This is a genomic window from Psychromarinibacter sediminicola, assembly GCF_029168335.1.
Taxonomy (GTDB): domain Bacteria; phylum Pseudomonadota; class Alphaproteobacteria; order Rhodobacterales; family Rhodobacteraceae; genus Psychromarinibacter; species Psychromarinibacter sediminicola.
The window spans coordinates 1-21421 of record NZ_JARGYC010000052.1 but is presented as its reverse complement, the minus strand read 5'-3'; the positions used below and the strand labels follow the sequence as shown (position 1 = coordinate 21421).

At 70.1% G+C, this 21421-nt stretch carries 16 protein-coding genes and 2 pseudogenes; 9 read left to right on the top strand and 9 right to left on the bottom strand.

Features of this window, described 5'->3' with window-relative positions; translation table 11 throughout:
* The first annotated feature begins 4 nt into the window (after positions 1-4).
* Positions 5-979 carry an EamA family transporter RarD gene (gene rarD, locus P1J78_RS17305; RefSeq protein ID WP_309568137.1) on the top strand — a complete coding sequence of 325 codons (975 nt, stop codon included), beginning with the start codon at positions 5-7 and terminating at the stop codon, positions 977-979.
* Here the strand turns inward: rarD and P1J78_RS17300 are convergent.
* Positions 916-1473, bottom strand: a complete 558-nt coding sequence (locus P1J78_RS17300) for an LOG family protein (RefSeq protein WP_275568631.1) — start codon at positions 1471-1473, stop codon at positions 916-918. The genes rarD and P1J78_RS17300 overlap by 64 nt on opposite strands.
* 151 nt (positions 1474-1624) lie before the next feature.
* On the opposite strand from P1J78_RS17300, the gene P1J78_RS17295 reads away from it, so the two are divergent.
* From P1J78_RS17295 to P1J78_RS17270, 6 genes are all read left to right on the top strand, one after another.
* Positions 1625-4729 carry a LysM peptidoglycan-binding domain-containing protein gene (locus P1J78_RS17295; RefSeq protein WP_275568630.1) on the top strand — a complete coding sequence of 1035 codons (3105 nt, stop codon included), beginning with the start codon at positions 1625-1627 and terminating at the stop codon, positions 4727-4729.
* A gap of 159 nt (positions 4730-4888) precedes the next feature.
* On the top strand, positions 4889-6712 hold the full coding sequence (locus P1J78_RS17290) for an ABCB family ABC transporter ATP-binding protein/permease (protein WP_275568629.1): 1824 nt from the start codon (positions 4889-4891) through the stop codon (positions 6710-6712).
* A gap of 246 nt (positions 6713-6958) precedes the next feature.
* Positions 6959-8140, top strand: coding sequence for a multidrug effflux MFS transporter (locus P1J78_RS17285; protein WP_275568628.1), 1182 nt, complete (start codon positions 6959-6961; stop codon positions 8138-8140).
* A gap of 87 nt (positions 8141-8227) precedes the next feature.
* Positions 8228-8956: a heme ABC transporter permease gene (locus P1J78_RS17280; protein ID WP_275568627.1), complete on the top strand. Its 729-nt coding sequence runs from the start codon at positions 8228-8230 to the stop codon at positions 8954-8956.
* Complete coding sequence (gene ccmD / locus P1J78_RS17275; RefSeq protein ID WP_275568626.1) at positions 8953-9126, top strand: heme exporter protein CcmD; 174 nt, start codon at positions 8953-8955, stop codon at positions 9124-9126. Before P1J78_RS17280 ends, ccmD begins: the two co-directional genes overlap by 4 nt.
* On the top strand, positions 9119-9649 hold the full coding sequence (locus tag P1J78_RS17270; RefSeq protein WP_275568625.1) for a DsbE family thiol:disulfide interchange protein: 531 nt from the start codon (positions 9119-9121) through the stop codon (positions 9647-9649). The genes ccmD and P1J78_RS17270 overlap by 8 nt, the downstream gene beginning before the upstream one ends.
* Before the next feature lie 582 nt (positions 9650-10231).
* Here P1J78_RS17270 and P1J78_RS17265 read toward each other — a convergent pair.
* Positions 10232-10942, bottom strand: coding sequence for a DUF1223 domain-containing protein (locus P1J78_RS17265; protein ID WP_275568624.1), 711 nt, complete (start codon positions 10940-10942; stop codon positions 10232-10234).
* A gap of 212 nt (positions 10943-11154) precedes the next feature.
* Here P1J78_RS17265 and acnA point away from each other — a divergent pair, with 212 nt between their 5' ends.
* Together acnA and P1J78_RS17255 are read left to right on the top strand one after the other, a co-directional pair.
* The gene (acnA, locus tag P1J78_RS17260) at positions 11155-13935 is read left to right on the top strand and encodes an aconitate hydratase AcnA (protein ID WP_275568623.1); all 2781 of its coding nucleotides are present in this window, start codon (positions 11155-11157) and stop codon (positions 13933-13935) included.
* 269 nt (positions 13936-14204) lie between these two features.
* Complete coding sequence (locus tag P1J78_RS17255) at positions 14205-14606, top strand: 2Fe-2S iron-sulfur cluster-binding family protein (RefSeq protein WP_275568622.1); 402 nt, start codon at positions 14205-14207, stop codon at positions 14604-14606.
* Between the two features lie 3 nt (positions 14607-14609).
* Here P1J78_RS17255 and P1J78_RS17250 read toward each other — a convergent pair whose 3' ends face one another.
* The 7 genes and pseudogenes from P1J78_RS17250 to P1J78_RS17225 form a co-directional block, all read right to left on the bottom strand.
* Positions 14610-15383: an SDR family NAD(P)-dependent oxidoreductase gene (locus P1J78_RS17250; protein ID WP_275568621.1), complete on the bottom strand. Its 774-nt coding sequence runs from the start codon at positions 15381-15383 to the stop codon at positions 14610-14612.
* Entirely contained in the window at positions 15380-17368 is a 1989-nt protein-coding gene (locus tag P1J78_RS17245; RefSeq protein WP_275568620.1) for an acetoacetate--CoA ligase, read from the bottom strand. Before P1J78_RS17245 ends, P1J78_RS17250 begins: the two co-directional genes overlap by 4 nt.
* Complete coding sequence (locus P1J78_RS17240) at positions 17368-18198, bottom strand: HAD-IIA family hydrolase (RefSeq protein ID WP_275568619.1); 831 nt, start codon at positions 18196-18198, stop codon at positions 17368-17370. The genes P1J78_RS17245 and P1J78_RS17240 overlap by 1 nt, the downstream gene beginning before the upstream one ends.
* 215 nt (positions 18199-18413) lie before the next feature.
* Positions 18414-18608, bottom strand: a pseudogene (locus P1J78_RS25470) (hypothetical protein); the annotation flags it as partial.
* A 476-nt stretch (positions 18609-19084) separates the two neighbouring features.
* A pseudogene (locus P1J78_RS25465) lies at positions 19085-19243 on the bottom strand (helix-turn-helix domain-containing protein); the annotation flags it as partial.
* Between the two features lie 70 nt (positions 19244-19313).
* The gene (locus P1J78_RS17230) at positions 19314-20237 is read right to left on the bottom strand and encodes a lysophospholipid acyltransferase family protein (protein WP_275568617.1); all 924 of its coding nucleotides are present in this window, start codon (positions 20235-20237) and stop codon (positions 19314-19316) included.
* Positions 20234-21124 carry a DMT family transporter gene (locus tag P1J78_RS17225; protein WP_275568616.1) on the bottom strand — a complete coding sequence of 297 codons (891 nt, stop codon included), beginning with the start codon at positions 21122-21124 and terminating at the stop codon, positions 20234-20236. The genes P1J78_RS17230 and P1J78_RS17225 overlap by 4 nt, the downstream gene beginning before the upstream one ends.
* Positions 21125-21421 lie beyond the last annotated feature (297 nt).

Below are 21421 nucleotides of genomic sequence, written 5' to 3'. Positions count from 1 at the left end.
CCCATTGGCGGGCCAAAAGGAGCGGGCGGCGATGAACGAGGCGGGCAAGGGTGTGGCGGCGATGGTGACGGCCTGCATGATCTGGGGCCTGTCGCCGCTCTATTACAAGCTCCTGGCGCATGTGCCGCCGCTGGAACTTCTGGCGCACCGGACCTTCTGGTCGCTGATCTTCTTCGGCACGGTGCTGGCGCTTCAGGCGCGGCTGGGCGAGGTGCGGCGGCTTCTGCTCTCTTCGCCCCGCCAGGTCGCCGCGGTCGGCTTCGCGGCCGGCATGATCTCCACCAACTGGTTCTTCTTCATCTATTCGGTCCAGATCGGCCGCGTGGTGGAATCGTCGCTGGGCTATTACATCTTCCCGCTGGTCTCGGTGATGCTGGGCGTGCTGGTCTACCGCGAGGGCATGGACGCGGCGAAGGCCGTGGCCGTGGGGCTCGCCGCCACCGCCGTCATCGTGCTGACCCTGGGGCTTGGCGTGGCGCCGTGGGTGTCGCTGGTGCTGGCCTTCTCCTTCGGTTTCTATGGCATGGTGAAGAAATACGTGGCCGCCGGCGCGGTCGTGTCGGTGACGGCGGAAGTGGTCCTGCTGGTGCCGCTGGCGCTGTTCTGGCTGTGGGGCGTGCACAGTCAGGGCTGGACGGGGCTGACCGGCACCAACCTGGCGACATTCGGTCGCAGCCTGTCCGACAGCGCGCTCTTGATGCTGTCGGGGCCGCTGACGGCGACCCCGCTGATCCTGTTCTCCTACGCCTCGCGGCGGGTGACGATGGCGACCGTCGGGCTGGTGCAGTACCTCAACCCGACGCTGCAATTCGCCGTGGCCGTGGCGATCTTCGCCGAGCCGTTCACCCGCTGGCACGCCATCGCCTTCCCGCTGATCTGGGTGGCCTTGGCGATCTACACGCTGCGGACGTGGCGTCAGGAGAGGTCGGCGCGCAGGGCGGCGACCAGCTCGTCCACCGTGGCGACGGTGGTGAAGTAGCTGGCAAGGCTGCGATCGGCGAAGCCCGTCTCGATCGTGTGGTCCACGAGGCGCACGAGCGGTTGCCAGTAACCTTCTGTATCCAGAAGATAAATCGGCTTGGCATGCAGCATCAGCTGGCGCCAGGTGAGCACCTCGAAGAACTCGTCCAGCGATCCCGCGCCGCCGGGCAGCACCGCGATCGCGTCGGAATTCATGTACATCACCTTCTTCCGCTCGTGCATGTTCTCGGTGACGATGAACCGGCCCAGGTCGCGCTTGGCCACCTCGCGCGCCATCAGGTGGATCGGGATCACGCCGAACGTGTCGCCGCCGGCCTCCTGCGCGGCGCGCGCGACGGCGCCCATCAGCCCGACATCGCCGGCGCCGTAGACCAGCCGCCAGCCCTCGGCGGCCATGGCGCGGCCCAGCTCGGTCGCGGCCGCGCGGAAGGCCGGATCGGCGCCGTCGCGCGAGCCGCAGAAGACACAGATGGACGGGGCGGTAGCTACCATATCTAGCCCTCACGGCAATGGGTTTTGACCACCAATAGCCTTGTTGCTAATGTCGCTCAACCGTCGGCACGGGGCCGGCGCATGGGGGAACGCGATGCTGTCGAAAATCGGGTCCGTCTTTGGCGGAGGGCCTGCCAGCGGGGCCGTGGCCGTGGCGGTCGCCCTGGGGGCCGCGGGCTTTGGCGCGTGGCAGGTCCTGACCCCGTCGCCGAACCCCGACGCCCCCGTCGAGATCGCCACGACACCGCCGCCCGACAGCGCCCCCGCCCCCGAGGAGACGGCGCCCGAGGAGACCGCGCCCGAGGAGACTGCGCCCGAAGGCACCGCCGAAGCGCCTTCCGGGACCGAGGCCGACCCCGCCCCCGACCCGGAGAGCGCCGCGGCGCCCGACACCCCGGACGCGGCCGCGCCGCCGCCCAAGCCGACGCCGCCCAGCTTCGACGTCGTGCGCGTCGATGCCGACGGCAACGCGCTGATCGCCGGCAAGGCGGCGCCGCGGTCCGAGGTCAAGGTGCTTCTCGACGGCGAAGAGGTCGCCGTGACGCAGGCCGGCGGCGACGGCGGCTTCGTGTCGATGTTCTCGGTCCCCCCGGCCGATGTGCCCCGCGTCATGAGCCTGACGATGCTGAAGGACGGCGAAGACCCCGTGAGATCCGCCGCCACGGTCATCCTGCAGCCCGCCGCGCCGGAACCGGATGTCGTGGCCAGCGCCGAGGGCGTGGGCGCGGCGCCCGATCCGGACGCGCCGGTCGGGCGGGTGCCCGGCGTGACGGCGGCGCCGGATGCCGATGCCGCGCCGCCGGCGCTCTCCGGGGCCGGGGCGACAGGCGAGGCGGCACCGCCGGTGAACACCGGCACCGCGCCGGTGCCCGACGCGGCGGACGTGCCGCCGGTGACCGCGGCGGATGTGCCCGAGCCGGGCGAGACCGACCTGGCCGCCGAGGACGCGCCGCCCGAGACGCCCGCCGCGCCGGATCTCGCCCAGACCCTGCCGCCGCCCGATGGCCCCATACCGGAGAGCGCGGCGCCGCCGGCACCGCCCGCCGACACGCCGCCGGACGCCACCGCCACGCCCGACATCGCCGCGGCCCCGGAGGCGGACGCGCCTCCGGGCGACCTGGCCGGCGTCGAAACGGCGCCCGCGCCGCCGGGCGAGACCCGGCTGAGCACCTCCGAGAACGGCGCCGTGCCGGGCGCGGGGGGCGTCGAGACGGCCGGGACCGAGGGCGGCGACGCCGGGCCGGAGGCTCCAGCCGGGACCGTCGGGGACGGATCGACGGAGGACAGCGCTCCGGAAGAGGTCGCCGAGGGCGACCGCGACACCGGCGACGCGCCGCCGCTCGACATCGCCGGGCTGGTCCCGGAGCGACGGCCCGAAGGGGAGGCCCCTGCCGCCCCCACGTCCGGGACCGGCGGTGCCGCCCCGGACAGCGCCCCTGACGACAGCCCCGCAACGACGGCCGAGGCGCCGAGCGCCGACGCCCCCTCCGGCGACGCCCCGGAGGTCGCGCGCGCCGACGACGCACCTGCGCCCGACGGCCCTGCCGTGGCTGCGGCCGATGACGTGCCTGCACCGGACGGGGTCACCGACGGGCCGGCTGTCTCCGAGACGCCCCGCATCGCGGAGGGAACTGAGCCGCCCCAGCCGGACGCGCCGGAGGGCCCCGCCGACACGACTGTCACGGCGGCGACCGAAGCCGATCCGGCCATCGAAGAGGGTCCGGACGCGGCGGATGTGGCTGCGGCGGACGGCGCTCCCGCCGGCGACGCCGCGCCCGCCGTGGACACGGCCGAGGTCACCGGGCCGACGGCCTCCGGGACACCCCCTGCCGGGACCGACCCGGCGGAGACCGAGCTGGCCGGGGCGGACGAGGCCGCGCCGTCGGAGCCTGGGACCGATCCAGCGGACGCCCCCGCGACGCCCGACGCGGCGGAGGAGGCCTCTCCGTCGTCACCGGAGCGGCTCGCGGGCGCGGATGCGGCCGTCGACGACTCCGCCGCCGCCCCCGCGTCCGAGGACATCGCCGAGGCGGACGACCTCGCGCCATCGGGGCCGGGCGCGGCGACGGAGGGGACCGGACCGGAGATCGCGGGCACCGGCCCGGAGACGACCGAACCGGAGACGACCGTGCCGGAGACCGACGCACCGGAGACCGACGCCCCGGTGACCGACGTGCCGGTGACCGACGCCCCGGTGACCGACGTGCCGGTGACCGATGCGCCGGAGACCGACGCGCCGGTGACAGCGGAGATCGGCGAGACCGACCCGCCCGGCGCCACGACGGAGGGCGCCGCGCCCTCGGCCACCGACACCGCATCGGAGGACGGGGCGACGCCCGCGCCCGAGATCGCGGCGCCGGACCTCTCCGCCCCCAGCTCGGTCGTGCCGGAAACCGACGCGCCGGTCGCCGTCGCGGAGGCCGGTGCAACGGGGCCGGAGGGGACATCGCCCGACGCACCCACACTCGGCGGCGCCGGGGCGGAGACCACGGCGCCCGCCGCCCCCGACACCGCCGCGCCCGACACCGACGCGCCCGAGGTCCCGGTCGCCGCGGCGCCGGAGCTTCCCGGCGCCGGCCCGGCCGCCCCGTCTGAGACGCCCGGGATGAGCGCGCCCGAGGCGGACGGCCCGGCCGACCTGCCCGGCGGCGAAAGCACCCCGGGCGCCGCGCCGAAGCCCGAGGCGCCGACCGTGCTGCTCGCCGACGAGACCGGCATTCGCGTGCTGCAGTCGGGCGGCAACCGCCCCGCCCCGGTGCAGTCGGTCATCATCGACACGATCAGCTACGACCCCGAGGGCGAGGTCGCGCTCGGCGGGCGCGGCAAGGAGGGCGGCTTCGTCCGCGTCTACCTGGACAACAACCCGATCAAGACCACCGAGATCGGCGTCGACGGCCAGTGGCGCACCCCGCTGCCCGATGTCGACACCGGCGTCTACACCCTGCGCGTCGACGAGCTCGGCCCCGACGGCACCGTGACCTCCCGCGTGGAGACGCCGTTCAAGCGCGAGGAGCCGGAGCTGCTGGCCGAGCTGGAGGCGGGGCGCGACGCCTCCGACCCCGGTGCCAAGGGCGGCGACGGGCCGCGGACCGAGCTGCTGACGGTGCAGCCGGGCAACACGCTCTGGGGCATCGCCGACGCGCGCTATGGCGACGGCTTCCTCTATGTCCGCGTGTTCGAGGCGAACCGCGACCGCATTCGCGACCCGCACTGGATCTATCCCGGCCAGGTGTTCGAAATTCCCGACGGCGAGTGAGCGGCACGGAGGGTCGGCACGGAGGGTCGGCATGGGGGGACGGCATGGGGGGACGGCGCGGGGAGACCGGCGTCCGCCCTGTGCATCCATGCACTGGCAATCCCCGCCGGCCGCGCCTAGGTATGCGGCTCGGACGAAAGGACACCCATGCCCAGCGTCATGACCGACTGGAACAGCGAGGCCGCGCGCCGCAGCGGCTGGCGCGTCGTGCGCAAGGTGGCCCCGTATCTCTGGCCCAGGGACAAGGCCTGGGTGAAAAAGCGCGTGGTCTGGGCGCTGGTGACGCTGTTCGTGGCCAAGCTCGTCGCCGTGGGCACGCCGTTCTTCTACAAGGCGGCGGTGGACGCGCTCGCCGGCGAGGGCGACAGCGCGGCCTTCATGCTGGCCATCGGCGCGGTCGGCCTGACCATCGGCTACGGCATGGCGCGGCTGATGAATGTGGGCTTCCAGCAGCTTCGCGACGTTATCTTCGCGCGGGTCGGCCAGCGGGCGCTGCGCCAGCTGGCGCTGGAGACGTTCCGGCACATGCACGCGCTGTCGCTGCGCTATCACATCACCCGCAAGACCGGCGGGCTCAGCCGCATCATCGAGCGCGGCGTGAAGGGCGTGGAGTTCCTGCTGCGCTTTCTGCTGTTCTCCATCGGGCCGCTGCTGCTGGAATTGCTGATGATCGGCGTGGTGCTCGCGGTGGTCTTCGACCTCTGGTACCTGGCGGTCGTGGTGGTGACCATCGGGCTCTATATCTGGTTCACCTTCAAGGTCACCGAATGGCGCGTGAAGATCCGCCGCCAGATGAACGAGCAGGACACCGACGCCAACCAGAAGGCCATCGACAGCCTGCTGAACTTCGAGACGGTGAAGTATTTCGGCGCCGAGCGGCGCGAGGCGGAGCGCTACGACAGCGCCATGGAAGGCTATGAAAGCGCCGCGATCCGCACGGCCTATTCGCTGGCCTTCCTGAACTTCGGGCAGTCGCTCTTGATCACCGCGGGCCTCGTCATCGTCATGGTGATGGCGGCCGTCGGCGTGCAGAACGGCAGCCTGACGGTGGGCGATTTCGTGATGGTCAACGCCTACATGATCCAGATCACCATGCCGCTGAACTTCCTCGGCACCGTCTATCGCGAGATCCGCCAGGCGCTCGTCGACATGGCCGAGATGTTCGACCTGCTGGAACAGCCGGCCGAGGTGAAGGATGCCGAGGACGCCCACGACATCCGCATCGAGGGCGGCGCGGTGGAACTCGACCAGGTGGTCTTCGGCTACGACCCCGAGCGGCCGGTGCTGAAGGGCGTGTCGATCTCCGTCGCCGCCGGCGAGACGGTGGCGATCGTCGGGCCGTCGGGCTCGGGCAAGTCCACCATCGGGCGGCTGCTGTTTCGGTTCTACGACGTGTCGGACGGCGCGCTCCGGATCGACGGGCAGGACCTGCGCGAGGTCACGCAGGAGAGCCTGCACGCGCAGATCGGCGTGGTGCCGCAGGACACCGTCCTGTTCAACGACTCGATCCTCTACAACATCGCCTACGGCCGCCCCGACGCCACGCGCGAGGAGATCGAGGCGGCGGCGCGCGCGGCCAAGATCCACGACTTCATCGTGTCGCTGCCCGAGGGCTACGACACCCAGGTGGGCGAGCGCGGCCTGAAGCTGTCGGGCGGCGAGAAGCAGCGCGTGGGCATCGCCCGGACGCTTCTGAAGAACCCGCCGATCCTGCTGCTGGACGAGGCGACCAGCGCGCTCGACACCGAGACCGAGCGCGACATCCAGTCCGAGCTGAAGGCGATGGGCGAGGGGCGCACGGTGCTGACCATCGCGCACCGGCTGTCGACCATCGCCGATGCCGACCGGATCGTGGTGCTGGAGTCCGGCGAGGTGGTGGAGGAGGGGAGCCACGCCGACCTGCTGGCGCGGAACGGGCGCTATGCCGCGCTGTGGCAGCGGCAGGCGGCCGAGCAGGACGACGAGGCGGTGGCGGCGGAGTAGGGCCAGGTCCGACGCGACAGAACCTTCTAGAAGGTTCTGCAGCGCGAGATTTTCTAGAAAATCTCGTAAGATCAGGATTTTCTAGAAAATCCTGTTCCGCCGCGCCTGCTCCGCCAGCGCCGCATGCGCGCCCCTTGCGCCGGGCGACTGGCTGCCTCCCGCTCAAAACATGAGAGTGGCATGCATTTTCCGTTGCCGCAGCGCGACGGACTCGCTAGGCCTGCGCCAACCGCAAAGGCAAACCCCATGTTCCGCATCGCCCTGATCCTCGGGCTGCTGTCCGCAGTCGGCCCCTTCGCCATCGACATGTACCTGCCCGCCATGCCGCAGATCACCGACGATCTGGCGACCACGGCGGGCGGCACGCAGCAGACGCTGACGGCCTTCTTCCTGGCCTTCGGGCTGGCGCAGCTTGTCTACGGCCCCTGGGCCGACCAGGCGGGGCGGAAGCTGCCGATCTATACCGGGCTGACGATCTTCGTGCTGGCCACGGTCGGCTGCGCGCTGGCACCCACGATCGAGCTGCTGGTGGCGTTCCGCTTCCTGCAGGGGCTGGGCGGATCCGTCGTGATGGTGGTGCCGCGCGCCGTCATCCGCGACATGCATACCGGGCCGCAGGCGACCAAGCTGATGGCGATGGTTATGCTGGTGATCTCGATTTCGCCGATGCTGGCGCCCTTGGCGGGCAGCGCGGTGACCGCCGTCGCCGGCTGGCGCGGCATCTTCGGCGTGCTGGGGCTCGCGGCGCTCATCAGCCTGATCCTCACGGCCACGGCCCTGCGCGAGACGCTGCCGCCCGAGCGGCGGGTGCGGGTGAACCTGCGCAGCCTGCTGCGCGGAACCCGGACCCTGCTGACCGACCCGACCTTCATGGGGCTGACCTTCATCGGCGGCTTCGGCATGGCCAGCTTCTTCGCCTTCCTCGCCAGCGCCTCCTTCGTCTATGTCGACCAGTTCGGGCTGACGCCCACCGGCTTCTCGCTGGCCTTCGCGGTGAACGCGGTGGGCTTCTTCTCGGCCTCGCAGCTGGCCGGGCCGCTGGGCGAGCGGATGGGGACCGCGCGGGTGATCCGGCTGGGCATCACCGGCTTCGTGCTGTTCGCCACCGCGACGCTCGCCCTGGTGGCGGCGGGCTACGGCAGCCTGCCGGTGCTGATCGCCGGGCTGCTGCTGGGCAATGCCGGGCTGGGGCTGGTGATCCCGACGACGATGGTCATGGCGCTCGACCCGCATGGCGAGATCGCCGGGCTCGCCTCGTCGCTGGGCGGCACGCTGCAGATGCTGGCGGGCGGGATCATGATCGCCGTGTCGGGGCTGTTCTTCGACGGCACCGCGCTGCCGATGATGGCGGTGATCGCGGGCTGCGCCTGGGCGGCGGGGCTTCTGACGCTCGCCGTTCTGCCGCGGCTGTCGCGCCAGGTGGCCTGAGCCCCGCGCAAAGATGTGACCGCGCGCCGCGCCCGGCGCATGCGGTTGGGCTTGTTGCGGCGGGGCGGGGGCGGTAATCCTCGCCCCATGTCGATCTGGGAATACGCCAACCCCGTCAAGTTCATCGCGACCTCGGACAAGGTCCTGCCCTGGGTCGCGGGGCTGGCCGCGCTCGCGCTCGCGGGCGGGCTGATCTGGGGGTTCTTCTTCACGCCGGAGGATTACCGGCAGGGATCGACCGTCAAGATATTCTACCTGCACGTTCCCGCCGCGATGATGGCGATCAACGCCTGGGCGATGATGCTGGTCGCCTCGCTGATCTGGATCGTGCGGCGCCACCATGTCTCGGCACTGGCGGCCAAGGCGGCGGCGCCCGTCGGCGTGACCTTCACCCTGATAGCGCTGGTCACCGGCGCCATCTGGGGCCAGCCGATGTGGGGCACCTGGTGGGCCTGGGATCCGCGGCTGACCTCGTTTCTGATCCTGTTCCTGTTCTACCTGGGCTACATGGCGCTGTGGCAGGCGATCGAGAACCCGGACACGGCGGCCGACCTGACGGCGGTGCTGTGCCTCGTCGGCTCGGTCTTCGCCATCCTCAGCCGCTATGCCGTCAACTTCTGGAACCAGGGCCTGCACCAGGGCGCCTCGCTGTCGATGGATGCCGAGGAAAACGTGGCCGACGTCTTCTGGTACCCCGCGCTGGTGGCCATCGTGGGCTTCGTCTTGCTGTTCGTGGCGCTGGTGCTTCTGCGCACGCAGACCGAGATCCGCCGCCGGCGGCTGCACACCCTGGAAATGCGCGAGCGGATGGGATGATGCCGGATCTGGGAAAATACGCGGGCACGGTGCTGTCGGCCTACGGGATCAGCCTGGCGCTGCTGCTGGGCATCGTGGTGCTCAGCGTCGTGCAGGCACGGCGGATGCGCCGCCGGCTGGACGCGGCGGAAAACAGGCGCCTCGGCGCGCAGGAGGGAAAGCGTGGTTAAGCCGCTCGTCGTGCTGCCGCCGGTGGTCTTCGCCGCGCTGGCGGGGCTGTTCTTCTTCGGCATGAACCGCGAGGATCCGGACGCGCTGCCCTCGGCCATCGCCGGACAGCCGGCGCCGCCGATGCAGCTGACGCCGCTCGGCGACGGCGAGCCGTTCACCGACGCCGCGCTGCGCGAGCCGGGGGTGAAGCTGGTGAACTACTGGGCCAGCTGGTGCGCGCCCTGCCGGGTGGAACACCCCAACCTGGAGGCGCTGGCCGACGAGGGCCTCCCGATCTACGGCATCAACTACAAGGACGACCCCGAGAAGGCGATGGCCTTCCTGCGCGAGCTCGGCAACCCCTACACGGCGCTGGCCGCGGACAGCCGCGGCAAGACGGCGCTCGACTGGGGAGTCTATGGCGTGCCGGAGACCTACGTGATCGACGGCGACGGCAAGGTCGTGCTGCGCTTCGCGGGTCCGGTGACGCAGCGCGTCATCGAGGAACGGCTGCGGCCCGCGATCGAGGCCGCCGCCGAGTGATCGCCCCCGACACGTACTACGGCACGTATTACGACACGTAGGCGATCGTGATCATCAGCGTGAAAAACGCGAATTCCACCATCGGCCAGACAAGCCTGCCACGGCGGTCGTTCAGTACGGTCGTATCAATCATCGGTCCGGTCGCCCCTATCGTTCTCGTCGCATTCTAGCCACGGGGATTAGCCGCTGCGAGGAAACAGATCGTTTCGGGAACCTTACTTATCGGTTAATCCGGGCCGAAATTTGCCGAAAATTGCGGATTTCCGGCGGAAACGCAGCCGAAATGCGGCAGGAGAAAGGCACGGGGCGGCGCCGCGCGGCCGAATAAGGCATTTCGCCCGGCGCAACAGAGTACGCCGCCGCTTCGCATTGTCGAGAGGGCGCGCGCGAATCCGCAAGCGCCGCGATGCAGGCGAAAAGCCGGATCGCGGGCGCTTCGGACTCAGCGTTCAACTCCTAATTGTAGAACTTCTCCGATAGGTTGTCGACCCGGCAATCCCGGCGACGTTGACACGGGGGGCAGGCGCCGTTCGGGACGGCCGCGCCGCCCCGTTAACGCAGCCGCGCGTCAACGCAGCCTGTTCAACGCAGCCGCGCCGCCGCCACGATGGCGCCGTGGCCCGGCTCCTGCAGGACGACGACGCAGGGCTTGTCGCCGTCGACCGCCACCTCCATCTCCAGGGGCTCGGTGCCGTCCCAGCCGCCCAGCACCTCCCATTCGGTGACGATGTTGGTGTACTTGATCGTCCGGCCGGCATTCTCGCCCTTGCGGATATCCACCGTGCCCTCCGGCAGGTAGCGCACCAGCTGCACCAGAAGCTTGCGCGGCAGCGCGCCCCGCGCCTCGGCCCGGATATGCAGCTTGTCGCCCTCGCGCCGCAGCGTGAGGTCGGCCAGCGGCGCCGCGTCGCCATGGCGCCCGATCAGTTCGGCCAGCTTCATCGGCTTGTAGCCGACGACGTGGTCGTGCCCCTCCACGATCATCTGCGGCGTGTAGATCGTGCGGTGGCCCGAGGCGCGGGCATAGCCCTTCTGCCGCGTCGTGAAGGCGCTGTCGCCGAAGCTGTCGGTCCAGCCGATATAGTCCCAGTAGTCCACATGCAGCGCCAGCGCGATCACGTCGTCGCGCCCGGCCAGCTCGGCCAGCAGCGCATCCGCCGGCGGGCAGGAGGAACAGCCCTGGCTGGTAAAGAGTTCGACCACCACGGGGTCCTCGGCCGACTGCGCCGCGCTCCGGTCCGGCCCGGCCGATACCGCCGCCGCGAGTGACAGCGCTGCCCACAGCAATCGCATGAATTTCCCCTTTGACCTGTCGCCCCTATCTACCTAACCAAGCCACATGCCGACCGCCAATCAACGATTAGCGAGGATACCGTAACAGGCGGCCCCAAAGCCGATTGCGCCACGGTGCACAATGGTATACTGAGCCGCCAGACCCGAGTCCCGCCGCCGCGACGGGACCAGCGACCGGGACCGTTTCGCCCCAAGCCAATGGAGGGACCTTCATGCCCATCGAAGTCGGACAAGACAGCTCCAACACCCGCAAGACACTCAGCGCCGGCGGCGCGACGATCGCCTATTACTCGATCCCGGCGGCCGAGGCCGCGGGGCTGGGCGACTTCTCGAAACTGCCCGCCGCGCTGAAGGTCGTGCTGGAGAACATGCTGCGCTTCGAGGATGGCGGCCGCACGGTCAGCGTGGACGACATCAAGGCGTTCTCCGACTGGGCCGAGAAGGGCGGCCAGAACCCGCGCGAGATCGCCTATCGCCCGGCCCGCGTGCTGATGCAGGACTTCACCGGCGTGCCGGCCGTGGTGGACCTCGCCGCGATGCGCGACGGGATCAAGGCGCTCGGTGGCGACGCGCAGAAGATCAACCCGCTGAACCCGGTCGACCTGGTGATCGACCACTCGGTCATGATCGACGAGTTCGGCAACCCCCGCGCCTTCCAGATGAACGTGGACCGGGAATACGAGCGCAACATCGAGCGCTACACCTTCCTGAAATGGGGCCAGAAGGCGTTCAACAACTTCCGCGTGGTGCCGCCGGGCACCGGCATCTGCCACCAGGTGAACCTGGAATACCTGGCCCAGACGGTCTGGACCGATACCGACCAGAACGGCGAGGAGGTCGCCTATCCCGATACGCTGGTCGGCACCGACAGCCACACCACCATGGTCAACGGCGCGGCCGTGCTGGGCTGGGGCGTCGGCGGCATCGAGGCCGAGGCCGCGATGCTGGGCCAGCCGATCTCGATGCTGATCCCCGAGGTCGTGGGCTTCGAGCTGTCGGGCCGCATGGTCGAGGGCACGACCGGCACCGACCTGGTGCTGAAGGTCGTGGAGATGCTGCGCGAGAAGGGCGTGGTCGGCAAGTTCGTGGAATTCTACGGCGACGGGCTGGACCACCTGCCGCTGGCCGACCGGGCGACCATCGCCAACATGGCCCCCGAATACGGCGCCACCTGCGGCTTCTTCCCGATCGACGACGAGACCCTGCGCTATCTGCGCCAGACCGGCCGCGACGAGGACCGCATCGCGCTGGTCGAGGCCTATGCCAAGGAGAACGGTTTCTGGCGCGGGCCGGATTACAACCCGGTCTATACCGACACGCTGCATCTCGACATGGGCACCATCGTGCCGGCGATCTCGGGGCCGAAGCGGCCGCAGGACTACATCGCGCTGACCGGGGCGGCGCCGGCGTTCCACGGCTACGTCAAGGGCATCCGCGAGGGCAAGGACGCCAACGGCCGCTCCGAGGCGCGCTGGGAAGGCGAGGGCGGGGCGCCCGAGCCGCAGGACATCCCCGGCGACGAGGGCCATCACAAGCGCGGCTTCGTGCCCACCGACGACGGCGCCTATCAGCTGCATGACGGCTCGATCGTGATCGCCTCGATCACGTCCTGCACCAATACGTCGAACCCCTATGTGATGATCGGCGCGGGGCTGGTGGCGCGCAAGGCGCGTGAGCTGGGCCTGACCCGCAAGCCCTGGGTGAAGACCTCGCTGGCGCCGGGCTCGCAGGTCGTGTCGGCCTATCTGGAGGCGGCCGAGCTGCAGGACGACCTGGACGCCATCGGCTTCAACCTGGTGGGCTACGGCTGCACCACCTGCATCGGCAACTCCGGCCCGCTGGCGCCGGAGATCTCCAAGTGCATCAACGACAACGACCTGATCGGCGTGTCGGTGCTGTCGGGCAACCGCAACTTTGAAGGCCGGATCAGCCCGGACGTGCGCGCCAACTACCTCGCCTCGCCGCCGCTGGTGGTGGCCTATGCGCTGGTCGGCGACATGAATGCCGACATCGCCAACGGCCCGCTGGGCCAGGACAAGGACGGCAACGACGTCTATCTCAAGGACATCTGGCCGTCGCAGAAGGAAATCGCGGACCTCGTCGAGAAGACCGTGACCCGCGAGTCCTTCCAGGAGAAATACGCCGACGTCTTCAAGGGCGACGAGAAGTGGCAGGCGGTCGAGACGACCGACAGCGAAACCTACGACTGGCCGCCGACCTCGACCTACGTTCAGAACCCGCCCTATTTCCAGGGTATGTCGAAGGAGCCGGGCACGATCTCCGACATCGGCGGCGCCAAGATCCTCGGTCTGTTCGGCGACATGATCACCACCGACCACATCTCGCCCGCGGGCTCGTTCAAGGAAAGCTCGCCCGCCGGGCAGTACCTGGTCGAGCATCAGGTGCCGGTGCGGGAGTTCAACTCCTACGGCTCGCGCCGGGGCAACCACGAGGTGATGATGCGCGGCACCTTCGCCAATATCCGCATCAAGAACGAGATGCTGGACGGGGTCGAGGGCGGCTATACGCTGGGCCCGGACGGCGCGCAGACCTCGATCTACGATGCGGCGATGGCCTATCAGGACCAGGGCACGCCGCTCGTCGTCATCGCCGGCGAGCAATACGGCGCCGGCTCGTCGCGGGACTGGGCGGCGAAGGGCACCGCGCTGCTGGGGGTCAAGGCGGTGATCGCCGAGAGCTACGAGCGGATTCACCGCTCGAACCTTGTCGGGATGGGCGTGATTCCGTTCGAGTTCACCGGCGGCGACACCCGCAAGACGCTGGGCCTCAAGGGCGACGAGACGGTCGACATCAAGGGGCTGGAGGGCGATCTGAAGCCTGGCGCGATGGTGCCCTGCACGATCACCTACGGCGACGGGTCGACCAAGGAGATCGAGCTGAAATGCCGGATCGATACCGGCGTCGAGAAGGAATATGTCGAGCATGGCGGCGTGCTGCACTATGTGCTGCGAAACCTCGCCCGCGCGGCGTGACGCGCGGGTGTCCAAGGTTGGACAGGTTGGCAAGTCGTTGATTTGACGTGAGATAGCGCTAACGGGGCGCCTTGGACGGGGCGCCCTGCCGCGCGACCTGCCGCTGTGGCGGGAGGCGCGCGCCTTCCTCGACATGCGCAACAATTGCGAGCACACCCTCGTTGCCGACGGGCTGCCGCGAGCGCTGCACGGGGTGCGGGCCATAGCGGGCTGGTCCGGTTGGCCGCTGTTGGAACTCTTCGGCATGCTAGGGACCAGTCGCCCCGATCATGACGACCGATGCGGGCCGTGCGCTGGCGCAGGGGAGCACGGCTGCCGCCTGGGCCGAACTGCAGATGGGAGAGGTATCCGGGATGAGCGGTCCGGGACTGGACCGCGCCCGCGTGTTCGTCACCGACGCGGTCGGCGGGCTGGGTTGCGCTCTTGCGGACGGCGTCGCGGCCGACGGCGCGCTGGAGCCGCCGGCGCCGGACGAGGCGGACACGATCGAGTTCATGGCGCACGAGCCGACCGAGGCGTCGCGGCTGCCCTGCCAGATCACCGTGACCCCGCAGCTCGCGGGCGCGGTGTTCCGGGTCGCGACGGGGCGGGGCCACGATCTTCTAGAAGATCGTGCCCGTCAGGATTTTCTAGAAAATCCTGCAAAGTCAAAATCTTCTGGAAGATTTTGAAACCTACCGCGCCAGGATGCCGCCGTCGACGACGAGCGTCGTGCCGGTCACGAAATCCGACGCGGGCGAGCAGAGGTAAAGCAGCGAGCCCTTGATCTCGTCGGCCTCGGCGATGCGGCCCATCGGCGTGTAGGCCTCGAACCGCTCGGCCTGCGCGGCGTCGCGGGGCCGCGTTTCGGTGCGGAAGAAGCCGGGGCAGAGCGCGTTCACCTGGATGCCGTGGCGAGCGTATTCGAGGCCCAGCTCGCGCGTGAGGTTCGCCACCGCGCCCTTGCTGGCGGCATAGGCGGGCCGCGGCTGCAGCCCGGCGGCGCCGGCGAGGCCCCACATCGAGACGACCGTCACGATCTTGCCCGCGCCCTGCGGCAGCATCAGCCGCAGCGCGGCGCGGCAGGTGTTGTAGGTGTCGTGCAGGTTCACGTCGACGACGCGCTGCCAGTCGTCCTCCTCCGTCTCGTGCAGAAGGGCGTCGGACGGGTCGGAGATGCCGGCATTCGCGACCGCGATGTCGAGCCGGCCGAACCCTTTCGCCGCCCCCGCCATGGCGCTGTCGACCGCGGCGCGGTGGGTGACGTCGCCGGGATAGGTCAGGACCTCGGCGCCCGTCTGCTTCAGCCGCTGGGCGGTCTCGGCGAGCCCGTCGACGTCCTGGTCGAAACAGGCGACCATGGCGCCGTTCTCGGCCAGCGCCTCGGCCATGGCGCGGCCCAGCCCGGCGGCGGCGCCGGTGACGAAGGCGGCCTTGCCGGCCACGCCGAACAGCGCATCGAGGCTCATGACGCGCGTTTCGCGGCGAAGGCGGCGAACCAGTCGAGCGCTTCGGGGTTTTTCGTCGCGTCGCGGCTGGCGACGGTCTCCGGCGCGGCGCCGAGCAGCAGCTTGCGCACCGGCACCTCCATCTTCTTGCCGGTCAGCGTGGCGGGGATGTCGGGGGCCTCGACGATCTCGTCGGGGACATGCCGGGGGCTGCGGTCGGCGCGCAGGCGGCGGGCGATTTCGGTTTTCAGATCGTCGGTTAGCGCGCGAGCTTCAGCCATCTTCACGAACAGCGGCATGTAATAGCCGCCGCTGTCTTCCTCGACGCAGACGATCAGGCTGTCGGCGATCTCGGGGAAGGTCTCGATGGTGCGGTAGATTTCGGCCGAGCCGATGCGCACCCCGAAGCGGTTCAGCGTGGCGTCGGAGCGGCCGAGCACGAAGCCGCCGCCATGGGCGTTGAACCTCACCCGGTCGCCGTGGCGCCAGATGCCGGGGTAGGTGTCGAAATAGCTGTCTGTGTAGCGCGCGAAATTGTCGTCGCCCCAGAGGAAGAGCGGCATCGACGGCATCGGCTTTTCCAGCACCAGCTCGCCCACCTCGTCGGTCACGGGCGTGCCCTCTTCGGAATAGGCGCGGGCGGCGGTGCCGAGGCCGGGGGCCTGGATTTCGCCGGCGCGGGTGGGCAGGAGGGGCGAGCCCGCCAGGATGCCCGAGCAGAACTCGGTGCCGCCGGATTGCGAGCTGGCCCAGATGTCCGGGCCGATCGCCTCGTAGGCCCAGGCGAAGGTCTCCGGCGTCGAGGGGGAGCCCACCAGCATCACCGATTGCAGCGCCGAGAGGTCGACGTCGCGGCCCGGCACGATGCCCTGCTGGCGGACCATCTGGATATAGGTCGGGCTGACGCCCATCACGGTCGCCCGCGTGTCCGCCGCGATCCGCCAGAGAAGCGTGGCGTCGGGATGCGCCGGGTGGCCGTCGTAAAGCACTGCGCGGCCGTCCATCAGCGGGCCCCACATCAGCGTGTTCCAGACCATCCAGCCGGTGGTTGAGTAGAAGAACAGCGCGCCGTTTCGCTGCAGCTCGAAGTGGAAGGCGGCGGATTTGTAGTGCTCGAGCACGATGCCGTGGTGGCCGTGGGTGATGGGTTTCGGCAGGCCGGTGGTGCCCGAGGAGAACAGGATCCAGAGCGGGTGGTCGGAGGCGACACGCTCATAGGCGAAGGCGTCGGGCGCGATCTCGGGGCGGTTTAACAGCGCCTCCCAAGCAATTGTTTCGCGCGCGAAACATTCGGTTGACGACTCGTTAAGATACGGAACGGTAACCAGGGTTTCCACGCCGGGCAGCGCGGCGAGGATCGTGGCCAGGTCGGCCGAGCGGTCATAGTCCTTGCCGCCGTAGCGGTAGCCGTCGACGGCGAAGACGAGCTTCGGTTCGATCTGGGCGAAGCGGTCGATGACGGTCTGGGCGCCGAATTCGGGCGCGGCCGAGGACCAGGTGGCGCCGATGGCGGTGGTGGCGAGCATCGCGATCACCGTCTCGGGGATGTTCGGCATGTAGGCGACGACGCGGTCGCCGGGGCCGATGCCGCGGTCGCGAAGCGATGTGGCGAGGCGGCGGACGGCGCTGCCGACCTCGGCCCAGCTCATGGTGGCTGCGGTGCGGCATTCGCTGGAATGATGCAGCATGGCGCGCGACGGGTCGCCGGTGGTCTCGTGGCGCAGGACATGCTCGGCGTAGTTCAGGCGGGTGCCGGTGAACCAGCGGGTGCGGGGCATCGGGTCGGCGGTCATGACGGCGTCGATCTCGCCGTCGTGGAGGATCTCGAAATAGTCCCAGAGGGACTGCCAGAACGCGGACGGGTCATCCACGGACCATTGCCAGAGATCCCAGTAGCCGTCGAAGCGCCGGCCGCGCTCGGCCAGCCAGCCTAAGTATTTGACGATGTTCGTCTCTGCCAGCCGGTCTTCGGGGCACTCCCAGAGGATGTCGCCTTCGGAGACCATCAGGCGGGCTCCGTCAGCCAGGGGAGGTCCGCCAGCTGTTCCAGCGAGGACAGGACCATGTGGGCGCGCTCGTCCGCGGGGAAGCTCATGAACAGCGCCTCGTCGGCGATGCCGGTGGTCACGCCGACGGTCAGGGCGCCGGCGCGGCGGCCCATGCGGATTTCGAGCTTGGGGTCGTCGCCGATGACGGCCATCTCGGCGGGCGCGGCGCCGGTCAGGGCCGTGACGGTGTCGAGCCCGGCAACCTCGGGCTTGCCGAAGACGGTGACTTTCTGGTCGGTGGCGTTCTCCAGCGCGGCGGCGATGGCGCCGGAGATGCCGAGCATCCGCCCGTTCGAAGACGCGAAATAGGGGGCGACGGAACCGGCGAAGGGCCTGGCGCCGTCCCAGACGGCCTGCACCACGGCCTCCAGCTCGGTCGCGCCGAAGTCGCGGGTATAGCCGAGGAGGACGGCGTCGACGGGGCCGGCATCGGGCGTCGGCTCGACGATCTCGATCCCGGCGTCGCGGACCGGCACGCGGGTGCCGTCGCCGCCCATCACCATGATGCGGGCATAGCCCTGCCGGGCCAGCGCCTCGGCGGCGATGGCGGCGGGGGTCAGCAGGTGGCCCGGGGCGATGCGGATCCCGGCATCGGCCAGCAGCGGATAGTAATGCGCCGGCGGAAAGAAGGTGCCGTTGGTATAGGCGATGACGGCGATGCCCGCGGCCTCGCAGGCGGCCAGCGCGTCGACGGCGCCGGGCAGCGCGGTGAAGGTGCCGGCCTTCTTGTTCATCAGGGCCAGCGTGCCGTCGATGTCGAAGACCGCGGCGCGGATGGTGCGGGTCATCGGCCGCCTCCGTTCAGTTCCAGCCGGAAGCCGGGTTTCTCGATCTTGACCGAGCCGAGGGACTTCCGGGCGGTGAGTTCTTTCACCAGATCCATGACAGGTTTCGACCCGGGATCATAGCGATCGCGGGCCGGGGGCGCGGCGACCATGGCATCGACCTGGTCTTCCGGCATCGTCGCGCGCAGCAGGAACTCCTCGTCGCTGAGCCCCTTGCCGAACTTGGCGCGCAGCTCGTCCAGCGACGCCATCTGAGCTTCATCCTCCAACTCTCTGGCGCGCCTGGAATTTCTGATCTTCGCCTCGATCTCGGCATCCATCGGCATGGCGGGCTTGCCGATGCAGCCGAGGACATAACGGGTGACCTCGTCGGGGACGGTGGCGTAGCGGTCGGGGCCGGTGACGTTGAGCATCGCCTGGGTGCTGACGATTCGAAATGGCCGCCGAAGTCGGGATCGCGCAGGCCGAAGCCCTGCGCCCACGTCTCCTGCAACGCCCGCGCGACATAGGCGGGGCTGCGCGCCAGCCGGTCGCCGGGCCGGTCCGACCGGCGCAGCCGTTCCAGGATCGCCTCGCGCACCGCGTCCTCGCAATAGGCGATATAGGCGCGGCCCGAGGCCGAGCGCAGCATGTTCACCTGAAACCCCGCCGGGCCCAACGGGATGTCGCCGAAATAGGCGCGCCGCGCGTTGGTCTCGATCACCTCCATATGGCCCAGCCGCGGCACGGCGAGGACCGAGGGCCATTTCACCTCGTCCGACAGCGCTTCGAGGATCGGCGAGGCGATCTCGGTCAGCTCGTGCTCGCGGTCCATCCGGCTGGCCAGTTCCGACAGCGAGTGCGAGGGGACATAGGCGCTGTCGACCATGCGCTGCCAGATCATGCCCTTTTCCTTCAGCGTCTTCAGGATGCGCAGGAGCGAGGCCTTGGGGATGCCCGACAGCCGGTGCAGGTCGTGCAGCGTCAGCGCGCCGGTGCTCTGCAAGAGCTGCAGCACCTCCAGCCCGCGGGCGAGCGCGTTGATGGATTTGACCTGCGGGTCCTTCATGGGCGCAGAATGCGCGGCGGGCCGGGACGGGGCAATCGCAAAGGGCGGGGGGAGGCGCAGGGTCGCGCCGTCACGCCCCGTCGGTCTCCTCGGTCTCCTCCGTCTCCTCTGGGACGTCCTCCGCCTCCTTCCAGCGGCGGTGGATCCAGAACCATTGCTCGGGGTGGCGGCGCACCAGCGCGGCGAGGCTGTCGTTCAGGGCCTGGGTCATCGTCACCGGGTCGCTATGCGCAACCGGCGGTTCCAGCCGCAGATCGAAGCTCAGCCCGTCGGGGCGCCGGATGCCGTAGACCGGCATCAGCAGCGCGTCGAGCTTCAGCGCGAGCTCGGCCGCCGACAGCGCGGTGCGCGCCGGCCGGCCCAGAAAGTCCAGCACCGCCCCGTGGCGCATGTGCTGGTCGATGACCATCCCGACCGAGCCGCCGCGCTTCAGGTGGCGCACCATCTCGGCCATGCCGCGGCGGTCGCGGGCGAAGACCGGCTCGGCCAGGCTGCGCAGGGCGGTTTCGTAATGCGCGTTGAACAGCGGGTTCTTCATCGGGTTGAACAGCCCGCAGACCGGATAGCCGCGGGCGGTCAGCGCCACGCGCACCGCGTCGTAGCTGCCGAAATGCCCGGTCACCAGGATCGACGGGCGGCCCTGGGCATGCGCCTCGGCCAGCGGCGCGAGCGCGTCCTCGTCGAGCGGCGTGGCGGCGGCGCGGGCCACGAAGTCCGGGCCGGAATACATCTCCAGAAGCGCCCGGCCGAAATTGTCGGGAACCTGCCGGGCGAGGCGGTCGACCTCGGCCGCCGGCAGCTCGGGCATCACGTAGGCCAGGTTCTCGCGCACCCGGCGCGACCAGCCCGCGACCGGCGCGGCCAGATGCGCCGCGATCCAGCCGCCGGCGGCGATCCGGCGCGGATAGGGCAGCCGCAGCGCCGCGGCGATCAGCGCGCGCGCGGCGGCGTCGGTGGCGCGGTCGGTCAGGGTGGGGGTGTCGCGGGTCTTCATGCCTCGGGCGGGCTGGGGGTCGGGGCGGCGCGGGTCTCGCGGTGCCAGACATAGAGCCCGGCCCCCACGATCACAAGCGCGCCCAGGACGGTCCAGCGGTCGGGCACCTCGCCGAAGAAGGTCATCGCCCAGATCGTCGAGAACAGCAGCTGCGCATAGGCGAAGGGCGCGATGGCCGAGGCCTCGGCCGCCATGTAGGCGCGGATCAGGAACAGGTGGCCCAGCGAGCCGATCGGGCCCATCAGCGCCATCAGCACCCAGGTCGCCGCGTCGGGCGGCACCCAGAAGAACGGCACGGCGACGCTGAGCACCAGCGCCCCGAAGGCGGCGGCGTAGAGCAGCGAGGTCCAGGCGTCCTCGCCGCGCCCGACGAAGCGGGTGGTCAGCGAATAGGCGGCCACGAACACCGCCGAGACCAGCGGCAGCAGCGACCACAGCGAAAAGACCGCCGAGCCGGGGCGGATCACGATCAGCGCGCCGGCGAGCGCCGCCGCCACGGCGAAGGCGCGGCGCGGGCCGAAGCGCTCGCCGAGAAACAGCGCCGCGCCCAGGGTGATCAGGACGGGGTTGAGGTTCAGCACGGCGGTGGAGCCGGCCAGCCCGATCAGCGTGATCGAGAAGAAAAAGCAGGTGGTCGCCAGCAGCAGGAACAGCGACCGCAGGAACTGCAGCCCCGGATAGGCGGTGTGGAAGACCCGCGGCATGCGCGGGATCACCACGACGAAGACCACGACCGTCTGGCCCAGATAGCGCGCCCAGGTCGCCATGATCGGGTGCGTCTCCTGCGCCACCTGCTTGGCCAGCGCGTCCATGGTCGACAGAAGCAGCATGGCGCCCAGGATTAGCAGGATACCGGTTGCAGTGGCGCCGAGACGGGCCGGCCTCATCCGGGGCGGCGCGGCAGACCGGGGGCCGCGCCAAGGGCGGCGCCGGGGTGGGCGTTCGCGTCGATCTTCCGGCCCATGTGGCGCCAGGACTGTGCCGGGTAGTCGGTCATGGCGCGACGGTACGCCCGGGCGCCGGGGATGTCCACAAGGGGCCGGCCACGAGGTCGCTCTCCCCTGCCTTCCAAGACCCATGATGCTTCTTCTCGTTTAAAATACGCCGGGGGGTCGTCCTGAGTGCGCCATCGGTGCAAGCACGATGGACGGCGGGGGCTGGCCCCCCGGCGGATCGGACGGCGC